The following is a 16,958-nucleotide window of genomic DNA, read 5'->3' on the forward strand; positions in this document are numbered from 1 at the left end:
AGTTGACGTTGCTCCAATAAAAAGCAGCCCGCCTAAATTTCCCCATTTTTGCGGGCGCTGCGCTGGCGGTCGATGCGGAAAATGTAGCGCTGGATCGCACTGTCGCCCCCGCGTGGCAGCGAATCGAAACGCATCCCCACGCGCTTCATCTCCACCCCGTTCGGCAGCTTCACCGCCAACTGATTGCACACGATCAACGCGATCTGCAGCGGCCCGCCCTCCGGCATGTCCAGCCGTGCGTCATACCGCTTCTGCAGCGCGAACACATTGCAGTCTACCGGCACCGTCACCGCCAGCCCGCCGCCACTGATGTCCACCACCCGCAGACTCAACGCCTCGCTGCGATCCTCGTTGATCGGGAACAGCAACTGCGGAGAATCCGTGATCGGCGTCTCCAGACGGTACAGCTCCCGACGCTGCAGATGCACCAGCTCGCTCGGGAACGCCACCCGGAACGCCACATGGTGCGTACTGCCCACGCGCTCCAGATGGTCCAGCCGGAAACGGACCATCACCTTGTCCAGCTGCGCGAAGCACAACAGGTGCCCGGCCTCTTCCGCCGCCCGGTTCGCCGGCTCGGACGGACTGCCGTCCAGCAGCAGCATGTCCTCGTCTTCGTCCAGCTCCAGGATCGCCGTCGGGAACGACTGGTCCCGCCCGCCCAGATGCGCGTTGATCAACGAGCGCTGATCGATCAATGCCTGCAGCAGTTGACGGATCTGCCGGGGATTGCGGACCAGGTAACGATCGTCCGCGCCGTCGTCGTGCGCGGCGTGGTCGTCGTCGTGTGCCTCAAAGCTGCCTTCGGACATGGATGCGTGCTGAATAGAGTGGGCGCCGCCGGCGGTTTTACCAGGGCTCTGTCCGTTTATCGGCAGCGGTTCACATTAATGTAGGGCCAATCCGTGTAGATCCGCTCGGTCGCCCCAAACGCACGACACCCCGCCGAAGCGGGGTGCCGTGGACACGCATCACAGGGCAGGGCGGATCAGAACTCCTGCCAGTCCCCTTCATTGGCCAGCACCGGTTCGCGCACCGCAGCACGCCGCACCGGCGCTGCTGCTGCACGCGCACGCGGTGCCGCAACGGCCGGGGCACGGCTGCTCGCCGCCGACACGCTCGCCACCGGGGCCGCCTGGCCGTCCAGCTTGAACAGTGCCACGGCGTCGGTCAGGTGGCCGGCCTGCTCTTCCATCGAACGGGCGGCGGCGGTGGCTTCTTCCACCAGCGCGGCGTTCTGCTGGGTCGTTTCGTCCATCTGGGTGATGGTCTGGTTGACCTGCTCGATGCCCGCCGACTGCTCCTGCGAGGCGGCGGAAATCTCGGCCATGATGTCGGTCACGCGCTGCACCGACGCCACGATTTCACCCATGGTCTCGCCGGCCTGGTTGACCAGCGCCGAGCCTTCGGCAACCTTGCCCACCGACTCGTCGATCAGGCCCTTGATTTCCTTGGCTGCACTGGCCGAGCGCTGGGCCAGGGTGCGCACTTCGGAGGCCACCACGGCAAAGCCGCGGCCCTGTTCGCCCGCACGCGCCGCTTCCACCGCCGCGTTCAGCGCCAGGATGTTGGTCTGGAACGCAATGCCGTCGATCACGGTGATGATGTCGGCGATGCGGCGCGAGGAGGCGTCGATCTCATGCATGGTGCTGACCACGCGGCCGACCACGTCGCCGCCCTGGCTGGCCACACCGTGCGCGCCGATCGCCAGCTGGTTGGCCTGGCGGGCGTGTTCGGCGTTCTGACGCACGGTGGAGGTCAGTTCCTCCATCGAGGCCGCGGTTTCTTCCAGGTTGGCGGCCTGCTGCTCGGTACGGCGCGACAGGTCGTTGTTGCCCGAGGCGATTTCGCCGGCGGCGGTGCTGATGCTGGACGACGCGTGCTGGATGCGGCCCACGATCTGGGTCAGCTGGGCGACGGTGGTGTTGGCGTCGTCGCGCATGCTGGCGAACACGCCGTGGAACTGGCCCTGCATGCGGGCGGTCAGGTCGCCGTTGGCGATCGACTGCAGCAGGTGCGACAGCTGCGACAGGTTGCCGTCGGCCACTTCCATCATCGTGTTGAGGTGCTCGATCATCACCCGGAAATCGTGATCGAAGCGCAGCGCATCGCCACGCTGGGTGAAATCACCGGCCGCGGCGGCCTGGGCCAGCGACTGGATCTGGGTGTTGATGGCCAGCAGGCTGGCCTTGGCGGCGTCCATCGATTCGTGCAGGATCGCGCGGCTGCCGGGCAGGCGGCGGGCATTGGGCGACAGGTCACCGGCGGCGTACTGGTTCAGCACGGCGATGGCGTCCTTGATCGCATCCAGGTGGTCGAACACCACCGTGTTGGTGCCCACGGCCAGCTCACCGTACACGCCCGGGAAGTCGGTGGGCATGCGGTGCGAGATATCCGGGCCGGCATGCATCGCGGCCATCTGCCGGGTTTCTTCGGAATAGCGGCGCAGCATGCTGGTCATTTCGCCGGTGGCGGCCAGCATCTGCCCGGCCTCGTCGGCGCTGGTGGCGCGCGTGGTGACGCTCAGGTCGCCCCGGGCCACCGACTTGATGGCATGCACGGCCTGGCCCAGCGGGCGGGTGATGATGCGCGAGATCATGAAGGCCAGGGCGGCGGCCACCAGCGACAGCAGCACCATGCAGCTGATGATGGCGATCACGCTGGTGCGGTGGGTGGCGTTGGCCGCGGCGATCTTGCTTGCCATCAGGCCGTTGCTGAAGGCACCCAGTGCCTTGAGGTCGTCGAACAGCTGGCGACGGGCCGGGCGCGACTTCTCGTCGGACACCTGGCGGGCCAGCGCCCCATCACCGGCGGCGACGGCGGCGCGCAGTTCGACGTTGGCGGCGAAGTAGGCATCGGTGTCGGCGGACACCTTGGCGAACAGGGCACGCTCGCGCTCACCGGCCGGCAGTGCCGCGTAGGCAGCCAGTTCGTCGCGGACCACCTTGGCGGTGGTCTCCATGCGCTTGTTGTAGTCGGCCACCTTTTCCGGCTGGTCGAACATGCTCACCTGCGCCATTTCGTAGGTGCGGAATTCACCCAGTTGCGAGCGCACTTCGCCCAGATGCTGCACCGACGGAATATCGTTGCTGGCCATCGCGCCCAGTTCGGCGTTGGCGCCATTGAGGCGAACCAGCGCGAAGGCACCGAGGATGACGGTCATCAGGGTGGTGAGGGTGAAGCCCACGGCCAGTTTGCGGGCGATGGGCAGATCGTGGAACCACTTCATGGCAGGAACTCCGGGCAGGGCAGTGGCGCGCAGCCGTGGGGGCGCTGGGCGTGAGGTCGTGGCGAATGCGGGATGGGGCGAGGGGCGCGTGACGAAGAAGTCAACGCTCTCCCGAAATAGCGGCGACGCAACGCCGCAACTTGAGTGTTCGATGTCACATTTTTTCGCGGCATGCAGCCGCGCCTCACAAACCCGCATTGGTTGCATAAGCAAGCAACCGCAAGGCTTTCGATTCGCGGCTCGAGGAGGCGGCTCAGTACGCCAACGTATCGCCGCCGATCAACATCACAGTTTCAAAAAGGGGCGCAAAATGCACAGTCCCGGCCGGAGACAAATCACCCGGTAGTGCCGGCCGCTGGCCGGCAACCAGGAAACCCCCAGCACCCGGTAGTGCCGGCCGCTGGCCGGCAACCAGGAAACCCGCAGCAATCGGTAGTGCCGGCCGCTGGCCGGCAACCCCATGGACCCCAGCCGACAACGCGAGGAGCCGGCCAGCGGCCGGCACTACCGGGATGCAGACGGAGGCCGCGGGCCCCCAAACGAGGAGCCCCCGCTAGTAGCGGGGGCGCGCCGACGGCGGGGGGTGTTGGGTGCTGGTAAGCCGGGGCCCAGGGTTTGCGCAGCAAACCCTGGGGAAATCTTCGCGAATGCGGAGATTTAAGCGGCTTGTGGCATCCGCAGCGACCGCACCAGGCCACCGATATCCACGATCAGCGACACCCGGCCATCGCCCAGGATGGTGGCACCGGACACGCCACTGATGCGGCGGTAGTTGTTCTCGATGTTCTTGACCACCACCTGCTGCTGGCCGATCAGTTCGTCCACTTCCAGCGCGATCTTCTGGCCATCGCCTTCGACCACCACCACCAGTGAGTCGTCCTTGGTGCGCCCGCCGAACCCGTAGTACTCGCTGAGCGAGAGGATCGGCAGGTACTCGCCACGGACGCGCAGCACGCGGCCTTCGCCGGCCATGGTGCGTACGTCTTCGGGCTGCGGCTGCAGGGCTTCAAGCACGTAGGCCAGCGGCAGGATCACCGTTTCACCGGCCACCGCCACGGTCATGCCGTCGAGGATGGCCAGGGTCAGCGGCAGCCGGATCAGCACGCGGGTGCCATTGCCGGCCTTGCTTTCCAGCTGCACTTCGCCACCCAGCGCCTGGATGTTGCGGCGGACCACGTCCATGCCCACGCCACGCCCGGACAGGTCGGTGACCGCGTCGGCGGTGGAGAAGCCCGGCTGGAAGATCAGGTCCCAGACCTGCGCGTCGGTGGGGTTGTCGGGCACGCTCAAGCCGCGCTCGAGGGCCTTGGACAGGATCTTGTCGCGGTTCAGGCCGCGGCCGTCGTCGCTGACTTCGATCACGATGTGGCCGCCCTGGTGCGAGGCCGCCAGGGTGATCGTGCCGGTCTCGTCCTTGCCGGCGTCGCGGCGGACGTCGGGCATTTCCAGGCCGTGGTCGATGGAGTTGCGGACCAGGTGCACGAGCGGATCGGCGATCTTCTCGATCAGGCCCTTGTCCAGCTCGGTGCCTTCGCCGATGGTGCGCAGGCGCACGTGCTTGCCCAACCGCGAGGACAGGTCGCGGACCAGGCGCGGGAAGCGGCGGAACACCGCATCCACCGGCAGCATGCGCACGCCGATGACCGCTTCCTGCAGGTCGCGGGTGTTGCGTTCGAGCAGGTCCAGGCCGGCGAACAGCTGTTCGGCATGCACCGGGTCCAGTGCGTGCGAGACCTGCTTGAGCATGGCCTGGGTGATGACCAGTTCGCCGACCAGGTTGATCAGGGCATCGACCTTTTCCACGGCGACGCGGATCGAGGTTTCTGCTTCATGTGCGGCAGCGGCAGGTGCGGCGGCGGTCGGCGTGGCTGCCGCCGGTGCCGGGGCAGCCGCAGGAGCCGCGGGTGCGCTGGTGGCCAGGCTGGGCGGTGCGGCCGGACGGATGTCCAGTTCGCAGTCGTCCACCACCCAGGCGAAGGTGTCTTCGATCTTGCTGCGCGGCACCTTGCCGACCAGGCCCAGGTCCCACGCCAGGTGAGCTTCAAGCGGGTCGAGCTGGTCGAAGCCGGGCAGGCGGTCCAGCCGCGCGGCCACCTGCAGCGAGCCCAGGTGTTCCAGTTCGCGGATGATGCGCAGCGGGTCGTTGCCACTCATGAACAGCGACGGCGAGGGCACGAAGCCGATCTGCCACGCTTCGGGGGTGTCATCCACCTTGGCCGCCGCGACCGGTGCGGCGGCCGCCGCCTGGCCGGACAGTACCGCTTCCAGGCGTGCCTTGATCGCCGCCACAGCCTGCGGGTCCGCCGGCTGGCCGTGCTCGGCTTCGCGCAGCAGGGCGCGCAGCACGTCCACCGAGGACAACATGGCGTCCACCGCGGTGGCTTCCAGGGCGCGCTTGCCGGCACGCAGTTCGTCCAGCAGGGTTTCCAGCACGTGGGTCAACGCGGCGATCGCGTCGAAGCCGAAGGTGCCGGCGCCGCCCTTGATGGAATGCGCGGCGCGGAACACCGAATTGATGATTTCCGGGTCCTGCTGGCCCGATTCAAGCGCCAGCAGGCCAGCCTCCATTGCATCCAGCCCCTCGCGGCTTTCTTCAAAGAACGTGGCGTGGAAACGTTGCAGATCCATGCTCATGGTGCGTGGGGTCCGGTTGCGAAGGGAGGGAGGGTGGTGCGGTGGGGCGTGCTGGGATCAGCCCAGCACTTTCTGCACGGTGGCGACCAGCTGTTCGGGATTGAACGGCTTGACCAGCCAGCCGGTGGCACCGGCGGCCTTGCCTTCGGACTTCTTGTCGGCGGCCGATTCGGTGGTCAGCATCAACATCGGGGTGAACTTGTAGTCGGGCAGCTGGCGCAGCTCGCGGATCAGCGAGATGCCGTCCATGTTGGGCATGTTGACGTCGGTCACCACCGCGTTGAAGCGCTGGCCCTTGGCCCGGCCCAGTGCGACGGCACCATCTTCGGCCTCTTCGACCGAGAAGCCGGCCGAGGTGAGGGCGAAAGAGACCATCTGGCGCATCGACGCCGAGTCGTCCACCACCAAGATTCGTGCGCTCATGCAGCGTTCTCCACAGATTTCAGGTTGTCATGGGTTGCGTCCAGGCCGAGGGCCTGGGTGAGGCCGAGCAGTCGCGCGGCATCACGGAAGGTGGCAGTGCAACCGTCGAATCCGGTCGGGTGGCCTGCCTGGCGGCGGGCGTCGACGAATGCGCACAGGACCTGCATTGCTGCGGTGTGGATACGGCTTACCTGGCTGGCATCCAGCGTCAGGTCGCCGGCCTGGTCCACCAACGGGGCCAGGCGGGTTTTCAGCTCGGTGCTGGTCTCGATTCCGAGATCACCACCCAGGGCAACAGTGCTCATGTTTGCTCCGGACAAACGGTTCCGAGAGAGATAACGGCCCAAACCCACAAAGCTTTAGGGGCGCGCCGGGGGATCTTCATCGTTCTGTCGGGTGGCGTGGCGGGTAGAGCCACCCCATGGGTGGCTGCCAGGCAACGGCATGGCAAAAAGCGTTTGCCAGGCCGTCACGGCGTCGGGCCGGACGGCAGCCACCCAGGGGGTGGCTCTACCGCTCAGTTCAGCAGTTGCGTGGCGTCCAGCAGGATCATCGGCTGGGCGCTGATGCGGGCCACGCCGCGGAACAGGTCGTTGGAAATCTGGCAGATGCGGGCGGTATCGGGCGGCTCGATCTGCGAGTCGGTGAGATTGGCCACGTCTTCCACGGCCGACACGCGCAGGCCCATGGTTTCACCATCTTCCTCGAGCACCACGATGCGGGTGTTGGCGTCTTCCTGGGCCGGGCCGGCGCCCAGGTGGATGCCCAGGTCCATCACCGGTACCACCTGGCCGCGCAGGTTCATGATGCCGAGCATGGCGTCGGCGGTACCGCGCAATGGCAGCAGCGGCACCGGCAGCACCACTTCCTGCACCTTGAGCAGTTCCAGTGCGTAGGCCTGGGCGCCGCAACGCAGGCGCAGCCAGCGCGAGGTGCGCTCGCTGGCCCGACGGTTCTCGCGCGGGCTGGAGGCCGGATTGCGCGCCTGGGCCTGCAGTTCCTGCCAGCTGCCCGGCCGGGTGTGCGCCGGTGCCGGGGCGGCACTGCGGGCGCTGGGGGCACTCATCGGCATCGGGGGGGGCATGGCGCGGGCGGTGGGTGTCGGGGCGGGGGCGGGAACAGGGCGAGCAGGGGCGACCGGGGCTGCGACGGCCGGCGCATTGTCGTGCAGCACATCGTCGGGAAGGTCGTCCCAGCTGGGCCTGGCCGCGTCCGCGCCGGCAGTCGCAGCGGGGAGCGCCGCGACCGGCGGGCCGAGCGCGGGGTCGTTCATCAGCTCGTCGAGCAGGGCCAGGTTGGCCGGCGCGCCGGGCGAGGTCGGGGTGTCGTGGACGGTCGCGAGGGTGTCGACCGGTGGGCCGAGCGCGGGGTCGTTCATCAGCTCGTCGAGCAGGGCGAGGTTGGCGGGCGCGCCGGGCGAAGTCGGGGTGTCGTGCACGGTCGCGAGAGTTTCGACCGGAGGGCCGAGCGCGGGATCGTTCATCAGCTCGTCGAGCAGGGCCAGGTTGGCCGGCGCGCCCGGGGCGGTGGGGGTGTCGAACTGCGCTGAGGGTGCGGGTGCGGGTGCGTCGTTGTCCGGATCGGTGCCGGCATCGGCCAGCGCGTGGCGGGCGAACTCGGCGCTGATCGCACGGGCCACGCCATCGGCTTCGGCGTCGTCCTGCGCGGCCACCGCGGCGGTCGGCAGGGTCGATACGTCGGCCTGCACCGGTGCCGCCGGCACGGCATCGCCCAGCAATTGTTCCAGGTAGTCGTCGAGCACGCCGGCGGTGTTCATGCCGCGCGCTCCATCTGCAGTGCGTCGTCGGCCATGATCCATTCCAGAGCACGGCGGTACGCCGCCAGGCCACGGCCGGGGTAGTCGTCGGACTGCGCCGGAATGGTCAGGCTGGCGGCATTGCAGATGCGGGTGTCGACCGGAATCGCGTCTTCCCAGACGCGGTGGCCGTGCGTGTCCTGCATCAGCTTGACGGTTTCGTTGCCGGCGCGGGTGCGGCGGTCGAACAGGGTCGGCAGGATCGACATCGGCAGCGGGCGACGGCGCGAGCGTTCGACCATCTCGCCGGTCCGCACCATGCCGTCCAGGCCGTGCAGGGCCAGCGGTTCGGCCTGGGTCGGAATGATCAGGCGGTCGGCGGCGGCCAACGCATTGATCATCAGCAGGCCCAGCGTGGGCGCGCAGTCCAGCAGGATGTAGTCGTGCTGGCCCTGGTGGCGGGCAAAGGCGTTCTGCAGGGCCAGGCCGAGCCCGGGCTGGTTGGCGCTTCGCCGTTCCAGGGTGGCCAGCGCGGCCTGCGCGCACACGTAATCCAGGCCGGGAATATCGCTGTGGCGGCTGAGCGAGGACAGCTCGGCCGGCGGCGCGCCGAACAGTTCCAGCACGCCCTGCGGCGGCGGGTCCAGCGGCACGCCGAAGGCGCGGGTCAGCGACGAATGCGGATCAAGATCGATCAGCAGCACACGGTGGCCCAGGGTGGCCAGGCCACGGCCCAGGGCCAGGCTCGTGGTGGTCTTGCCCACGCCGCCCTTCTGATTGGCGATTGCCCAGATGCGCATTCGGTTCACTCCTTCATTGCAGGGGAGACGGCGGCGCCCACACGGCTGCCGGCCGGCACCGGTGGCAACTGCACCGGTGCGATGGGGGTTACGGAGGGGGTCTTGCCGGGCGTGGCCGGGTCCGATTCGGCGGTCAACTGCGGCCCGATCGGATCCACGCCCTGGGCGGTGTCGGCCAGGATGATCACCATCACGCGCCGGTTGCGGTTGCGCCCTTCGGCGCTGGCATTGTCTTCGCGCGGGCGGAACTGACCGTAGCCGACCATCGCCAGCCGCGACGGCTGCAGGCCCTGGTCGGCGAACAGGTGGACCACGCTGGCCGCGCGCCCGGCCGAGAGTTCCCAGTTGGAGGGGAACAACGGCGTGGCGATCGGAATGTTGTCGGTGTGGCCTTCCACGCGGACGCCGTTGGGCGCCTCGCGCAGCACCTGGGCCAGCTTGGACAGGGTGTCGCGTGCGTGCACGTCCAGCGTGGCCGAGCCGGTGGGGAACAGGATGTCACTGTTGATCTCCACCTCGATCCACAGCTCGGTACGACGCACGGTGATCATGCCGCGCTCGATCAGCGGCGCCAGCGTGGCGGTGAGGCGGTCGGCGATGGTGTTGAGCTGGCGCTCGGCGCGTTGCAGCTGTTCCTGGTTGCGCACCGAGACCGGCATGCGCATCTGCGAGGCCATCGCCGGCAGCAGGGTGGGGTCGTTGGACGGGGCCGGCGCGGCCGGGCCGACGCGGTTGCCGGCCTTGATCACCGACGGGCTGTCCCAGCCGCCGCCCTGCACCTGCTGGTTGCCCACCTGCACCGGGTTGATGGTGCGCGGCGCGCCGCCAAAGGCGGTGGTCAGCGCATCGGCCATCACCCGGTACTTGCCTTCGTTGAGCGAGGAGATGGCGTACATCACCACGAAGAAGGCGAGCAGCAGCGTCATGAGGTCGGCATAGGGAATGGCCCAGGCCTCATGGTTGGCATGCTCTTCGTGATGCTTGCGACGGGCCATGTCAGTGCAGGAACCCGGAGAGGTTGGTTTCGATGTTGCGCGGGTTTTCGCCCTGCGCGATCGAGATCAGGCCTTCGATGATCATTTCGCGGTCGCGGCTGTTGTGGTGGATCACGCTCTTCAGCTTGGCCGACACCGGCAGGAACAGCAGGTTGGCCGAGGCGATGCCGTAGATGGTGGCGGTGAACGCCGCGGCGATGCCGTGGCCGAGCTTGCTCGGGTCGGCCAGGTTCTTCATCACCGCGATCAGGCCCAGCACCGCGCCGATGATGCCCAGGGTGGGGGCGTAGATGCCCATGCCCTCGAACACCTTGGACGCGGCCAGGTCCTGGTGCTCCTGACTGCTCAGTTCGATTTCCATCATGTGGCGGATGGTTTCCGGCTCCACGCCATCCACCAGCAGTTGCAGGCCCTTGCGCAGGAACGGGTCGTTCTGTGCGTCCACCTGGGCTTCCAGGCCGAGCAGGCCCTGGCGGCGGGCGATGTTGCTCCATTCCACGATCTGCTTGATCAGCTCGTGGCGGTCGCTGCTGGGCGGCAGGATGACCCAGCGCACAATCTTGAAGGCGTGCTTGAACACCGCCGGCGAGGTGTGCAGCAGGATGGAGGCGATGGTGCCGACGATCACGATCACGAAGGCGGCCGGCGACCACAGTGACGCCAGGCCGGCTCCCTTGAGGATGCTGCCGCCGACCAGTGAGGCCAGGGCGAGGAAAAGTCCGATGAGGCTGAGTCTGTCCATGGGTCCGTTATCGGCGTATGTGAATGGGACTTGAGATGCCGAAGGAATCCGGTGGGGCGGCGGTCACAGTTTTGGAGGAAGCAGCCGGGCAGAGCCCGGCTCTACAAAGCGGTTAGCGGAGGCCGTCCACGTCCAGGATCAGCGACATGCGGCCGTCGCCGATCAGGGTGGCACCGGCGTAGCCGCGCAGGCCGCGCAGTGCCTTGGGCAGGGGTTTGATCACCACTTCCTCGCGGCCCCGCACCTGGTCCACCACCAGCCCGAAGCGGGCTTCGCCGGCCTGCAGCACCACGATGGTGAGCAGCGACGAGGCGGCCGGTGCGACGGCCAGCCAATGGCGCAGGTCCACCAGCGGCAGCGTGTGCGACTTGCGGTCGAGCACGGCGCGGCCGTCGAACCAGCCCAGCGAGGTGTTTGGCGCGTGCAGCACTTCCATCACGCGGGCCAGGGGCAGGGCATAGACGTCTTCGCCGGCCTGCACCAGCAGGGTGGGCAGGATCGCCAGGGTGAGCGGGACGCGGATCATGAAGCGGCTGCCACGGCCCAGCTCGGACTGGATCTGGATCTGGCCGCTGAGCTCGCGGATGCGCGACTGCACCACGTCCATGCCGACGCCACGGCCGGAAATGTCGGTGACTTCCTGCTTGGTCGAGAAGCCCGGCAGGAACACCAGGTGCAGGCATTCCTCGCTGGTCAGGCGGGCCGCCGCTTCCGGATCGATCAGGCCCTTTTCGCGCGCCTTCTGGCGCAGCCGTTCGGGATCGATGCCGGCGCCGTCGTCCTGCACTTCAATGCTGACGTAGTCGCCTTCCTGCTGCGCCGACAGCCGCACGTGGCCGCTGCGCGGCTTGCCCTGGGCTTCACGCAGGTCGGGGGTTTCCACGCCGTGGTCGATGGCGTTGCGCACCAGGTGCACCAGCGGGTCGGCCAGGGCCTCGACCAGGTTGCGGTCGAGCTCGGTTTCAGCGCCGACCAGCTCCAGTTCCACTTCCTTCTTCAGGTTGCGCGCCACGTCGCGGGCGACCTTGGGGAAGCGCGAGAACACCTTGCCCACCGGCTGCATGCGGGTGCGCATCACCGCCGACTGCAGGCGCGCGGTGGCGATGTCCAGGGTGGAGACGGCGCGGTCGAGTTCTTCGTCGTGCAGGCGCGCACGCAGCGTCTTGAGGCGGTTGCGTGACAGCACCAGTTCGCCGATCAGGTTGACGATGGCGTCCAGGCGCTTGGTGTCCACGCGCACCGTGTGCTCGGCCTCGGCCACCGGCTTGTTGGCAGCCGGCTTGGCCGGCGGTGCGGCCGGTGCGCGCGGTGGCGGGGCGGCCGCGACTGCGGGCTTGGCGCCGGGCACGGCGCCGCCGTGCAGCTGGTCGAGCAGGGCTTCAAATTCGTCTTCGCCGATCAGGCCGTCGTCTGCCTTCCTGGCCACCGCTGCCGGGGCGGCGCCGCCGTGCAGGGTGTCGAGCAGTGCTTCGAACTCGTCTTCGCTGATCAGTTCGCCGGTGGCCGGCGTAACGGCAGCGGCCGGGGTGGCCGGGCCGTTGACGTCGAACTGTGCGATCAGTTCCGGCGGCGCGTAGCCCGGCTCGGTACCGGCCGAGACCGAATCCAGCATCGACTGCAGGTAATCCAGCGATTGCTGGGCGGCGTCGAAGTGGTGGGCCTGCAGGGTGGCCTTGCCGGAGCGGGCCATGCCCAGGGTTTCCTCGGCGGCATGGCACAACTCGACCATGGCCTGGATGCCGAGGAAGCCGGCACCGCCCTTGAGCGTGTGGAAGCCACGGAACACCGCATTGAGCTGGTCACTGTCCTGGGGCGACTGCTCCAGCGACACCAGCTGTTCGCCAAGGCGGTCCAGGATTTCCTGGGCCTCGAGGATGAAATCGGCGGCAATATCGTCTGGAACAGCGCTCATGGTGTTACAGCCCCAAATCCGAAAGCAGGTCGTCAGCATCCACCTGTGAAACCTGGTGACGGTCCAGGCCACTCACGGCCGGGCCGGCCAGGCCGTTGTCACGCTTGTGCGCGGTGTCGTCCTGCGGCGGCAGGCCGAGTGCGCCAAACCCTTCATGCACGCGACGCACGATCCCCACCACGCGGCGGATGATCTGCCCGGTGAGGTCCTGGTAGCTCTGGGTAAGGGCGATCTCGGTGAGGTTGTGGCGGATCCGGTCCAGCTGCTGGTCCTGGTCGGCGGTGAGGCCGTTGGCACGCAGCTGTTCGGTCAGCGCCCGGCATTCCTCGGCCAGGTCCAGGGTGCGGTGGGTGGCCTGTTCGGTCATCGTCACCACGTGGTCCAGGCGCGCGCAGGCATCGTCCAGCTCGCCGGCTTCGCTGGGCAGGCTGGGCAGTTCGCCCAGGGCCTGGCCAAGTTCGCGGGCGAGCCGGTTCAGGCCGGCCATCATCGGCTGGGTACGCAAGGCAGCCAGCGCGTCGATTTCCCGGCGCCAGCCGGCTTCATCGCCGCTTTCCAGCGCAGCCAGGGCGTCCTGCAGGCGCTGGACCAGCGCGGATTTGTCGCGAAGGGTTTCCATCAGGCGCTCGCTGCCAGGCGTTCGAAGATCTTGCCGAGCTTTTCTTCCAGGGTCTGCGCGGTGAACGGCTTGATGATGTAGCCGTTGACGCCGCACTGGGCCGCTTCGATGATCTGTTCGCGCTTGGCTTCGGCGGTCACCATCAGCACCGGCAGGGTCTTCAGCTTGGCGTCGGCGCGGATCGCCTTGAGCAGGTCGATGCCGGTCATCACCGGCATGTTCCAGTCGGTGACCACGAAATCGAACGGCTGGCTCTGCAGCAGCGACAGCGCGGCATGCCCGTCCTCGGCTTCGGCCGTATTGGTGAAGCCCAGATCGCCCAGCAGGTTCTTGACGATACGACGCATGGTCGAGAAATCGTCGACGATCAGGATACGCATGTTCTTGTTCAAAGCACTTTCCTCGGTATCAAGTGTTCGCGAGGCCGGCGTCGGCCGCCTCGAAGATCTTCAATCGGCCCCGCAGGCGCAGCACGGCCTGGCCGTGGATCTGGCACACGCGTGACTCGCTGACGCCCAGCACGGCGCCGATCTCTTTCAGGTTCAGTTCCTGCTCGTAGTACAGCGACAGCACCAGCTGTTCGCGTTCGGGCAGCAGGCCGATCGCATTGCCCAGTTCGCGGCCGAATTCGCCACGCTCCAGCACCTGCTGCGGGGTCGGGCCACCCTGGGCGACGGTGTCCAGCTCGCCCTGGTCCTCGATCCGCGATTCCAGGCTCAGCACCTGGCCGCGTGCGGCGTCTTCCATCAGGCGCAGGTAGTCCGGCAGCGGCATGTCCATGGCGGCGGCCACTTCGGTGGCGCTGGCGGCACGGCCGGTGCTCTGCTCCAGGCGGCGGATGGTGGACGCGGCGTCGCGGGCGCGGCGGTGCACCGAACGCGGTACCCAGTCGCCCCGGCGGATCTCGTCGATCATCGAGCCGCGGATGCGGATCGAGGCATAGGTTTCGAACGAGGCGCCCTGGTCGGCGTCGTAGCTGCGCGAGGCTTCGATCAGGCCCATCATGCCGGCCTGGATCAGGTCATCCACTTCCACGCTGGCCGGCAGGCGCGCGGCCAGGTGGTGGGCGATGCGGCGCACCAGGTCCGAATGCTGGGCAATGCATTCGTTGGCGGCGGTGCGTTGCACCTCTTTGTATTGTGCGGCGCCTTTCATGCGGTCACCCCGCGTTGCTTGAGGATGCGTTCCAGGAAGAATTCGACCCCACCACGCGGCTCGGTCGGGGCCTGCCAGCGGGCGGTGCGGCGGGCGATTTCGGTGATCGCCTGGGCGGCCGGGCTGGACGGGTAGGCCTTGACCACCGGCTGCTGGCGCTGCACCGACAGGCGCAGCCAGTCATCCTGCGGCACGCAGCCGAGGTAGTTCAGCGACACATCGGCCAGGAACTTCTCGCAGACCCGGGTCAGCTTTTCGTACAGCACGCGGCCCTCGTTGGGGTCGCGCACCATGTTGGCCACCACCTGGATGCGGTCCACGCCGCGTTCCCGCGAGAGCACCTTGATCAGGGCATAGGCGTCGGTGATCGAGGCCGGCTCGTCGCAGACCACCACCACGGTGTCCTGGGCGGCCTGGCAGAAGGTCAGCACGCCGTCGGTGATGCCGGCGGCGGTGTCCACCACCATGAAGTCCAGCTCGCGCTCCAGTTCGGAGAACACGTTGACCAGGCCCACGTGCTCGGCCGGCTGCAGTTCGGCCATGTGCCGGCGACCCGATGCGGCCGGGACCACCAGCACGCCACCGGGGCCTTCCATGATCACTTCATCCAGGGTGCAGCGCCCGGCGACCAGGTCGGCCAGGGTCAGCTTGGGCTGCAGGCCCAGGATCACATCGATGTTGGCCAGGCCCAGGTCGGCGTCCAGCAGCAGCGTGCGCTTGCCCATGTCGGCGAGCGCCACGGCCAGGTTGGCCGACACGTTGGTTTTGCCCACGCCGCCCTTGCCGCCGGTGACGGCGATGGTGCGCACAGGGCCCAGCGGCTGGCTGCGGGTGGCAGACAACGGGAAGGTCTTGGTCAGCTTGGCGTACTCACGCGACGGCATGGTTCAACTCCGGGTTGCAGGGCATATCGGCCGCGCGGCGCAAATCTTCAAGGCGAAGTACAAGATTGGCGGCACTGGCCCGGTGCAGGTCTTCGGGAACGTCCTGGCCATCGGTGACCCAGGTGATCGGCAGGCGGTGGTCCACGGCCACCGACAGGGCGGTGCCGAAGCGGCCGGTTTCGTCCAGCTTGCTCAGCACCACGCCCTGCGGGTTGGCGGCACTGAAGCGGCGGACCACCTCGTCCATGTCGCCGAAACTGGTGTTGGCCGGCAGCACCAGCAGGGTGCGGATCTGCTCGGCGGCGCGCAGCCACTGCAGCTGGGCGGCAAGGGCACGGTCGCGCGGGCCCAGCCCGGCGGTGTCGATCAGCACCAGCTTGTAGTCCTGCAGGCGCTCAAGGAGCTGGTTCAGGTCGCTGCCGCTGTTGGCTTCGTGCACCGCGATGCCGAGCTGGCGGCCGAAGCCGTACAGCTGCTCGCGGGCGCCGATGCGGCCGGTATCGGTGGTGACCAGGGCCACGTCGCGGGCGGCATGCTTCTCGGCGAAGCGCGAGGCCAGCTTGGCGATGGTGGTGGTCTTGCCGGCACCGGTCGGGCCGACCAGGGCGATCACGCCGCCGGACTCGAGCGGGTCAACCGGGGCGATCGGCAGCTTGCGCGACAGCAGGCCCAGCATCAGCCCGCGGCCACGGTGGGCTTCGGTGTCCAGCGGGATCTGCATGGCCACGTCGCGGCTGATGCCGGCGTCGAAGCCGTATTCGTCCATCAGGTCCAGCGCGGCGGCGCGTACCGGCGACCCCCGCAGGCGCTCGTCGGTGAAGCGGTGCATTTCGCGTTCGATGACGTGGCGCATGCCGGCCACTTCATGGCGCAGCTGGCGGATCTCTTCGTCATCGCGCTGCACCACCACCAGTTCGGCGGCGGGCTGCGGCTGGGCCTGCGCCGGTTCCGTGACGGCCACCGGCGCCGGGTTTTCGACGCGGGTTTCGGCGACGGCGGCCAGCGCCTGCGGCACGGCGGTGGCGACGGCCTCGGCGACCGGCAGGGCCGGCGGCACGGTGACGCTGACCGGCAGCGGCGGCATCGCCACGGCGGCAGTCGGCACATGCATCTGGAAGTGCGGTTCGTCGTCCAGCGGCGGGTCGATGATGAAGCGGGCGCGGTTGATCGGCGGGGCGACGGTGGCGACGGCCGGTTCGGCGCCAGCCGGCTCGAACTGTGCCGGTGCCGGCGACGCGGCGGCGGCCTGCTCGACGTTGAACGGGGCGAAGATCTGTTCCGGCAGCGCGCTCATGCCGGCCGCCGGGGCGGTGGCGGCGCGGGCCAGGGTGGCCGCGAAACCGCTGCTGCCCGGCGGCGGCACGATCTCGTTGGCGGTGTCCAGGGTACGGCCGGTGGCACCCACCGCGGCACGGGCCAGCGCGGCCACCGCAGAGGTGGTGGCGGCCACCGGTTCGGCGGCAACCACGGTCGGCTTGCGACGGGTCACCGCGGCGATCACCGCATCGGCGGCATTGCGCGGTCGCGGCGCCGGGGCCGGGGCCACGTCCTTGCGCGCTGCTTCCAGCGCACGCTGCACCGCACCTTCGTCGTAATTCGCCGCGGCCACGATCTCGACGCCTTCCTCGATCCGCCGGTTCGACAGGATCACCGCATCAGGACCATGTTCCTTGCGCACCAGGTTCATGGCCGAGCGCATATCGGGAGCGACGAAGCGTTTGATTTTCATGCTGTGGTACCGGGACTGGGGCGGCGGGGTGGTGGAAGGGAAGCGCTGGTTGTCGGTGGTCTGCACGGTCCGGGTTTCCC

Annotated in this window: 15 protein-coding genes; all 15 read right to left on the reverse strand. The window is 68.3% G+C overall.

Features of this window, described 5'->3' with window-relative positions; translation table 11 throughout:
* Positions 1 to 32: 32 nt before the first annotated feature.
* A complete protein-coding gene (locus AC6CHL_RS01110) occupies positions 33 to 812 on the reverse strand; it encodes a flagellar brake protein (protein ID WP_038688526.1) in 780 nt (259 codons plus the stop codon).
* Between the two features lie 176 nt (positions 813 to 988).
* Positions 989 to 3,229 carry a methyl-accepting chemotaxis protein gene (locus AC6CHL_RS01115; RefSeq protein ID WP_498292900.1) on the reverse strand — a complete coding sequence of 747 codons (2,241 nt, stop codon included), beginning with the start codon at positions 3,227 to 3,229 and terminating at the stop codon, positions 989 to 991.
* 657 nt (positions 3,230 to 3,886) lie between these two features.
* Positions 3,887 to 5,863, reverse strand: a complete 1,977-nt coding sequence (locus tag AC6CHL_RS01120) for a chemotaxis protein CheA (protein ID WP_498292902.1) — start codon at positions 5,861 to 5,863, stop codon at positions 3,887 to 3,889.
* A 57-nt stretch (positions 5,864 to 5,920) separates the two neighbouring features.
* The gene (locus tag AC6CHL_RS01125) at positions 5,921 to 6,286 is read right to left on the reverse strand and encodes a response regulator (RefSeq protein ID WP_038688521.1); all 366 of its coding nucleotides are present in this window, start codon (positions 6,284 to 6,286) and stop codon (positions 5,921 to 5,923) included.
* Positions 6,283 to 6,591, reverse strand: coding sequence for an STAS domain-containing protein (locus AC6CHL_RS01130; protein WP_038688519.1), 309 nt, complete (start codon positions 6,589 to 6,591; stop codon positions 6,283 to 6,285). Before AC6CHL_RS01130 ends, AC6CHL_RS01125 begins: the two co-directional genes overlap by 4 nt.
* Positions 6,592 to 6,803: 212 nt before the next feature.
* Positions 6,804 to 8,063, reverse strand: coding sequence for a chemotaxis protein CheW (locus AC6CHL_RS01135; protein WP_498292905.1), 1,260 nt, complete (start codon positions 8,061 to 8,063; stop codon positions 6,804 to 6,806).
* Positions 8,060 to 8,842, reverse strand: coding sequence for a ParA family protein (locus AC6CHL_RS01140; protein ID WP_038688515.1), 783 nt, complete (start codon positions 8,840 to 8,842; stop codon positions 8,060 to 8,062). Before AC6CHL_RS01140 ends, AC6CHL_RS01135 begins: the two co-directional genes overlap by 4 nt.
* A 5-nt stretch (positions 8,843 to 8,847) precedes the next feature.
* Positions 8,848 to 9,837, reverse strand: a complete 990-nt coding sequence (motD, locus tag AC6CHL_RS01145; RefSeq protein WP_498292907.1) for a flagellar motor protein MotD — start codon at positions 9,835 to 9,837, stop codon at positions 8,848 to 8,850.
* Between the two features lies 1 nt (position 9,838).
* Complete coding sequence (locus AC6CHL_RS01150; protein WP_038688511.1) at positions 9,839 to 10,579, reverse strand: flagellar motor protein; 741 nt, start codon at positions 10,577 to 10,579, stop codon at positions 9,839 to 9,841.
* 112 nt (positions 10,580 to 10,691) lie between these two features.
* Positions 10,692 to 12,491, reverse strand: coding sequence for a chemotaxis protein CheA (locus AC6CHL_RS01155; protein ID WP_498292909.1), 1,800 nt, complete (start codon positions 12,489 to 12,491; stop codon positions 10,692 to 10,694).
* Positions 12,492 to 12,495: 4 nt separating this feature from the next.
* Positions 12,496 to 13,110 carry a protein phosphatase CheZ gene (locus AC6CHL_RS01160; RefSeq protein WP_038688507.1) on the reverse strand — a complete coding sequence of 205 codons (615 nt, stop codon included), beginning with the start codon at positions 13,108 to 13,110 and terminating at the stop codon, positions 12,496 to 12,498.
* Positions 13,110 to 13,502 carry a chemotaxis response regulator CheY gene (gene cheY, locus AC6CHL_RS01165; protein ID WP_038688505.1) on the reverse strand — a complete coding sequence of 131 codons (393 nt, stop codon included), beginning with the start codon at positions 13,500 to 13,502 and terminating at the stop codon, positions 13,110 to 13,112. The genes AC6CHL_RS01160 and cheY overlap by 1 nt, the downstream gene beginning before the upstream one ends.
* 16 nt (positions 13,503 to 13,518) lie before the next feature.
* A complete protein-coding gene (locus AC6CHL_RS01170) occupies positions 13,519 to 14,265 on the reverse strand; it encodes an RNA polymerase sigma factor FliA (protein ID WP_038688503.1) in 747 nt (248 codons plus the stop codon).
* Positions 14,262 to 15,149, reverse strand: a complete 888-nt coding sequence (locus AC6CHL_RS01175) for a MinD/ParA family ATP-binding protein (RefSeq protein ID WP_038688502.1) — start codon at positions 15,147 to 15,149, stop codon at positions 14,262 to 14,264. Before AC6CHL_RS01175 ends, AC6CHL_RS01170 begins: the two co-directional genes overlap by 4 nt.
* Entirely contained in the window at positions 15,136 to 16,878 is a 1,743-nt protein-coding gene (gene flhF, locus AC6CHL_RS01180) for a flagellar biosynthesis GTPase FlhF (RefSeq protein ID WP_498292912.1), read from the reverse strand. Before flhF ends, AC6CHL_RS01175 begins: the two co-directional genes overlap by 14 nt.
* Between the last annotated feature and the right edge of the window lie 80 nt (positions 16,879 to 16,958).

It is taken from the genome of Stenotrophomonas sp. GQ19, from assembly GCF_059758695.1.

Excerpts from the sequence above, each read along its gene's own strand:
- AC6CHL_RS01110 (WP_038688526.1), bottom strand. The coding sequence starts at position 812 with ATGTCCGAAGGCAGCTTTGAGGCACACGACGACGACCACGCCGCGCAC.
- AC6CHL_RS01115 (WP_498292900.1), bottom strand. The coding sequence starts at position 3,229 with ATGAAGTGGTTCCACGATCTGCCCATCGCCCGCAAACTGGCCGTGGGC.
- AC6CHL_RS01120 (WP_498292902.1), bottom strand. The coding sequence starts at position 5,863 with ATGAGCATGGATCTGCAACGTTTCCACGCCACGTTCTTTGAAGAAAGC.
- AC6CHL_RS01125 (WP_038688521.1), bottom strand. The coding sequence starts at position 6,286 with ATGAGCGCACGAATCTTGGTGGTGGACGACTCGGCGTCGATGCGCCAG.
- AC6CHL_RS01130 (WP_038688519.1), bottom strand. The coding sequence starts at position 6,591 with ATGAGCACTGTTGCCCTGGGTGGTGATCTCGGAATCGAGACCAGCACC.
- AC6CHL_RS01135 (WP_498292905.1), bottom strand. The coding sequence starts at position 8,063 with ATGAACACCGCCGGCGTGCTCGACGACTACCTGGAACAATTGCTGGGC.
- AC6CHL_RS01140 (WP_038688515.1), bottom strand. The coding sequence starts at position 8,842 with ATGCGCATCTGGGCAATCGCCAATCAGAAGGGCGGCGTGGGCAAGACC.
- motD (WP_498292907.1), bottom strand. The coding sequence starts at position 9,837 with ATGGCCCGTCGCAAGCATCACGAAGAGCATGCCAACCATGAGGCCTGG.
- AC6CHL_RS01150 (WP_038688511.1), bottom strand. The coding sequence starts at position 10,579 with ATGGACAGACTCAGCCTCATCGGACTTTTCCTCGCCCTGGCCTCACTG.
- AC6CHL_RS01155 (WP_498292909.1), bottom strand. The coding sequence starts at position 12,491 with ATGAGCGCTGTTCCAGACGATATTGCCGCCGATTTCATCCTCGAGGCC.
- AC6CHL_RS01160 (WP_038688507.1), bottom strand. The coding sequence starts at position 13,110 with ATGGAAACCCTTCGCGACAAATCCGCGCTGGTCCAGCGCCTGCAGGAC.
- AC6CHL_RS01170 (WP_038688503.1), bottom strand. The coding sequence starts at position 14,265 with ATGAAAGGCGCCGCACAATACAAAGAGGTGCAACGCACCGCCGCCAAC.
- AC6CHL_RS01175 (WP_038688502.1), bottom strand. The coding sequence starts at position 15,149 with ATGCCGTCGCGTGAGTACGCCAAGCTGACCAAGACCTTCCCGTTGTCT.
- flhF (WP_498292912.1), bottom strand. The coding sequence starts at position 16,878 with ATGAAAATCAAACGCTTCGTCGCTCCCGATATGCGCTCGGCCATGAAC.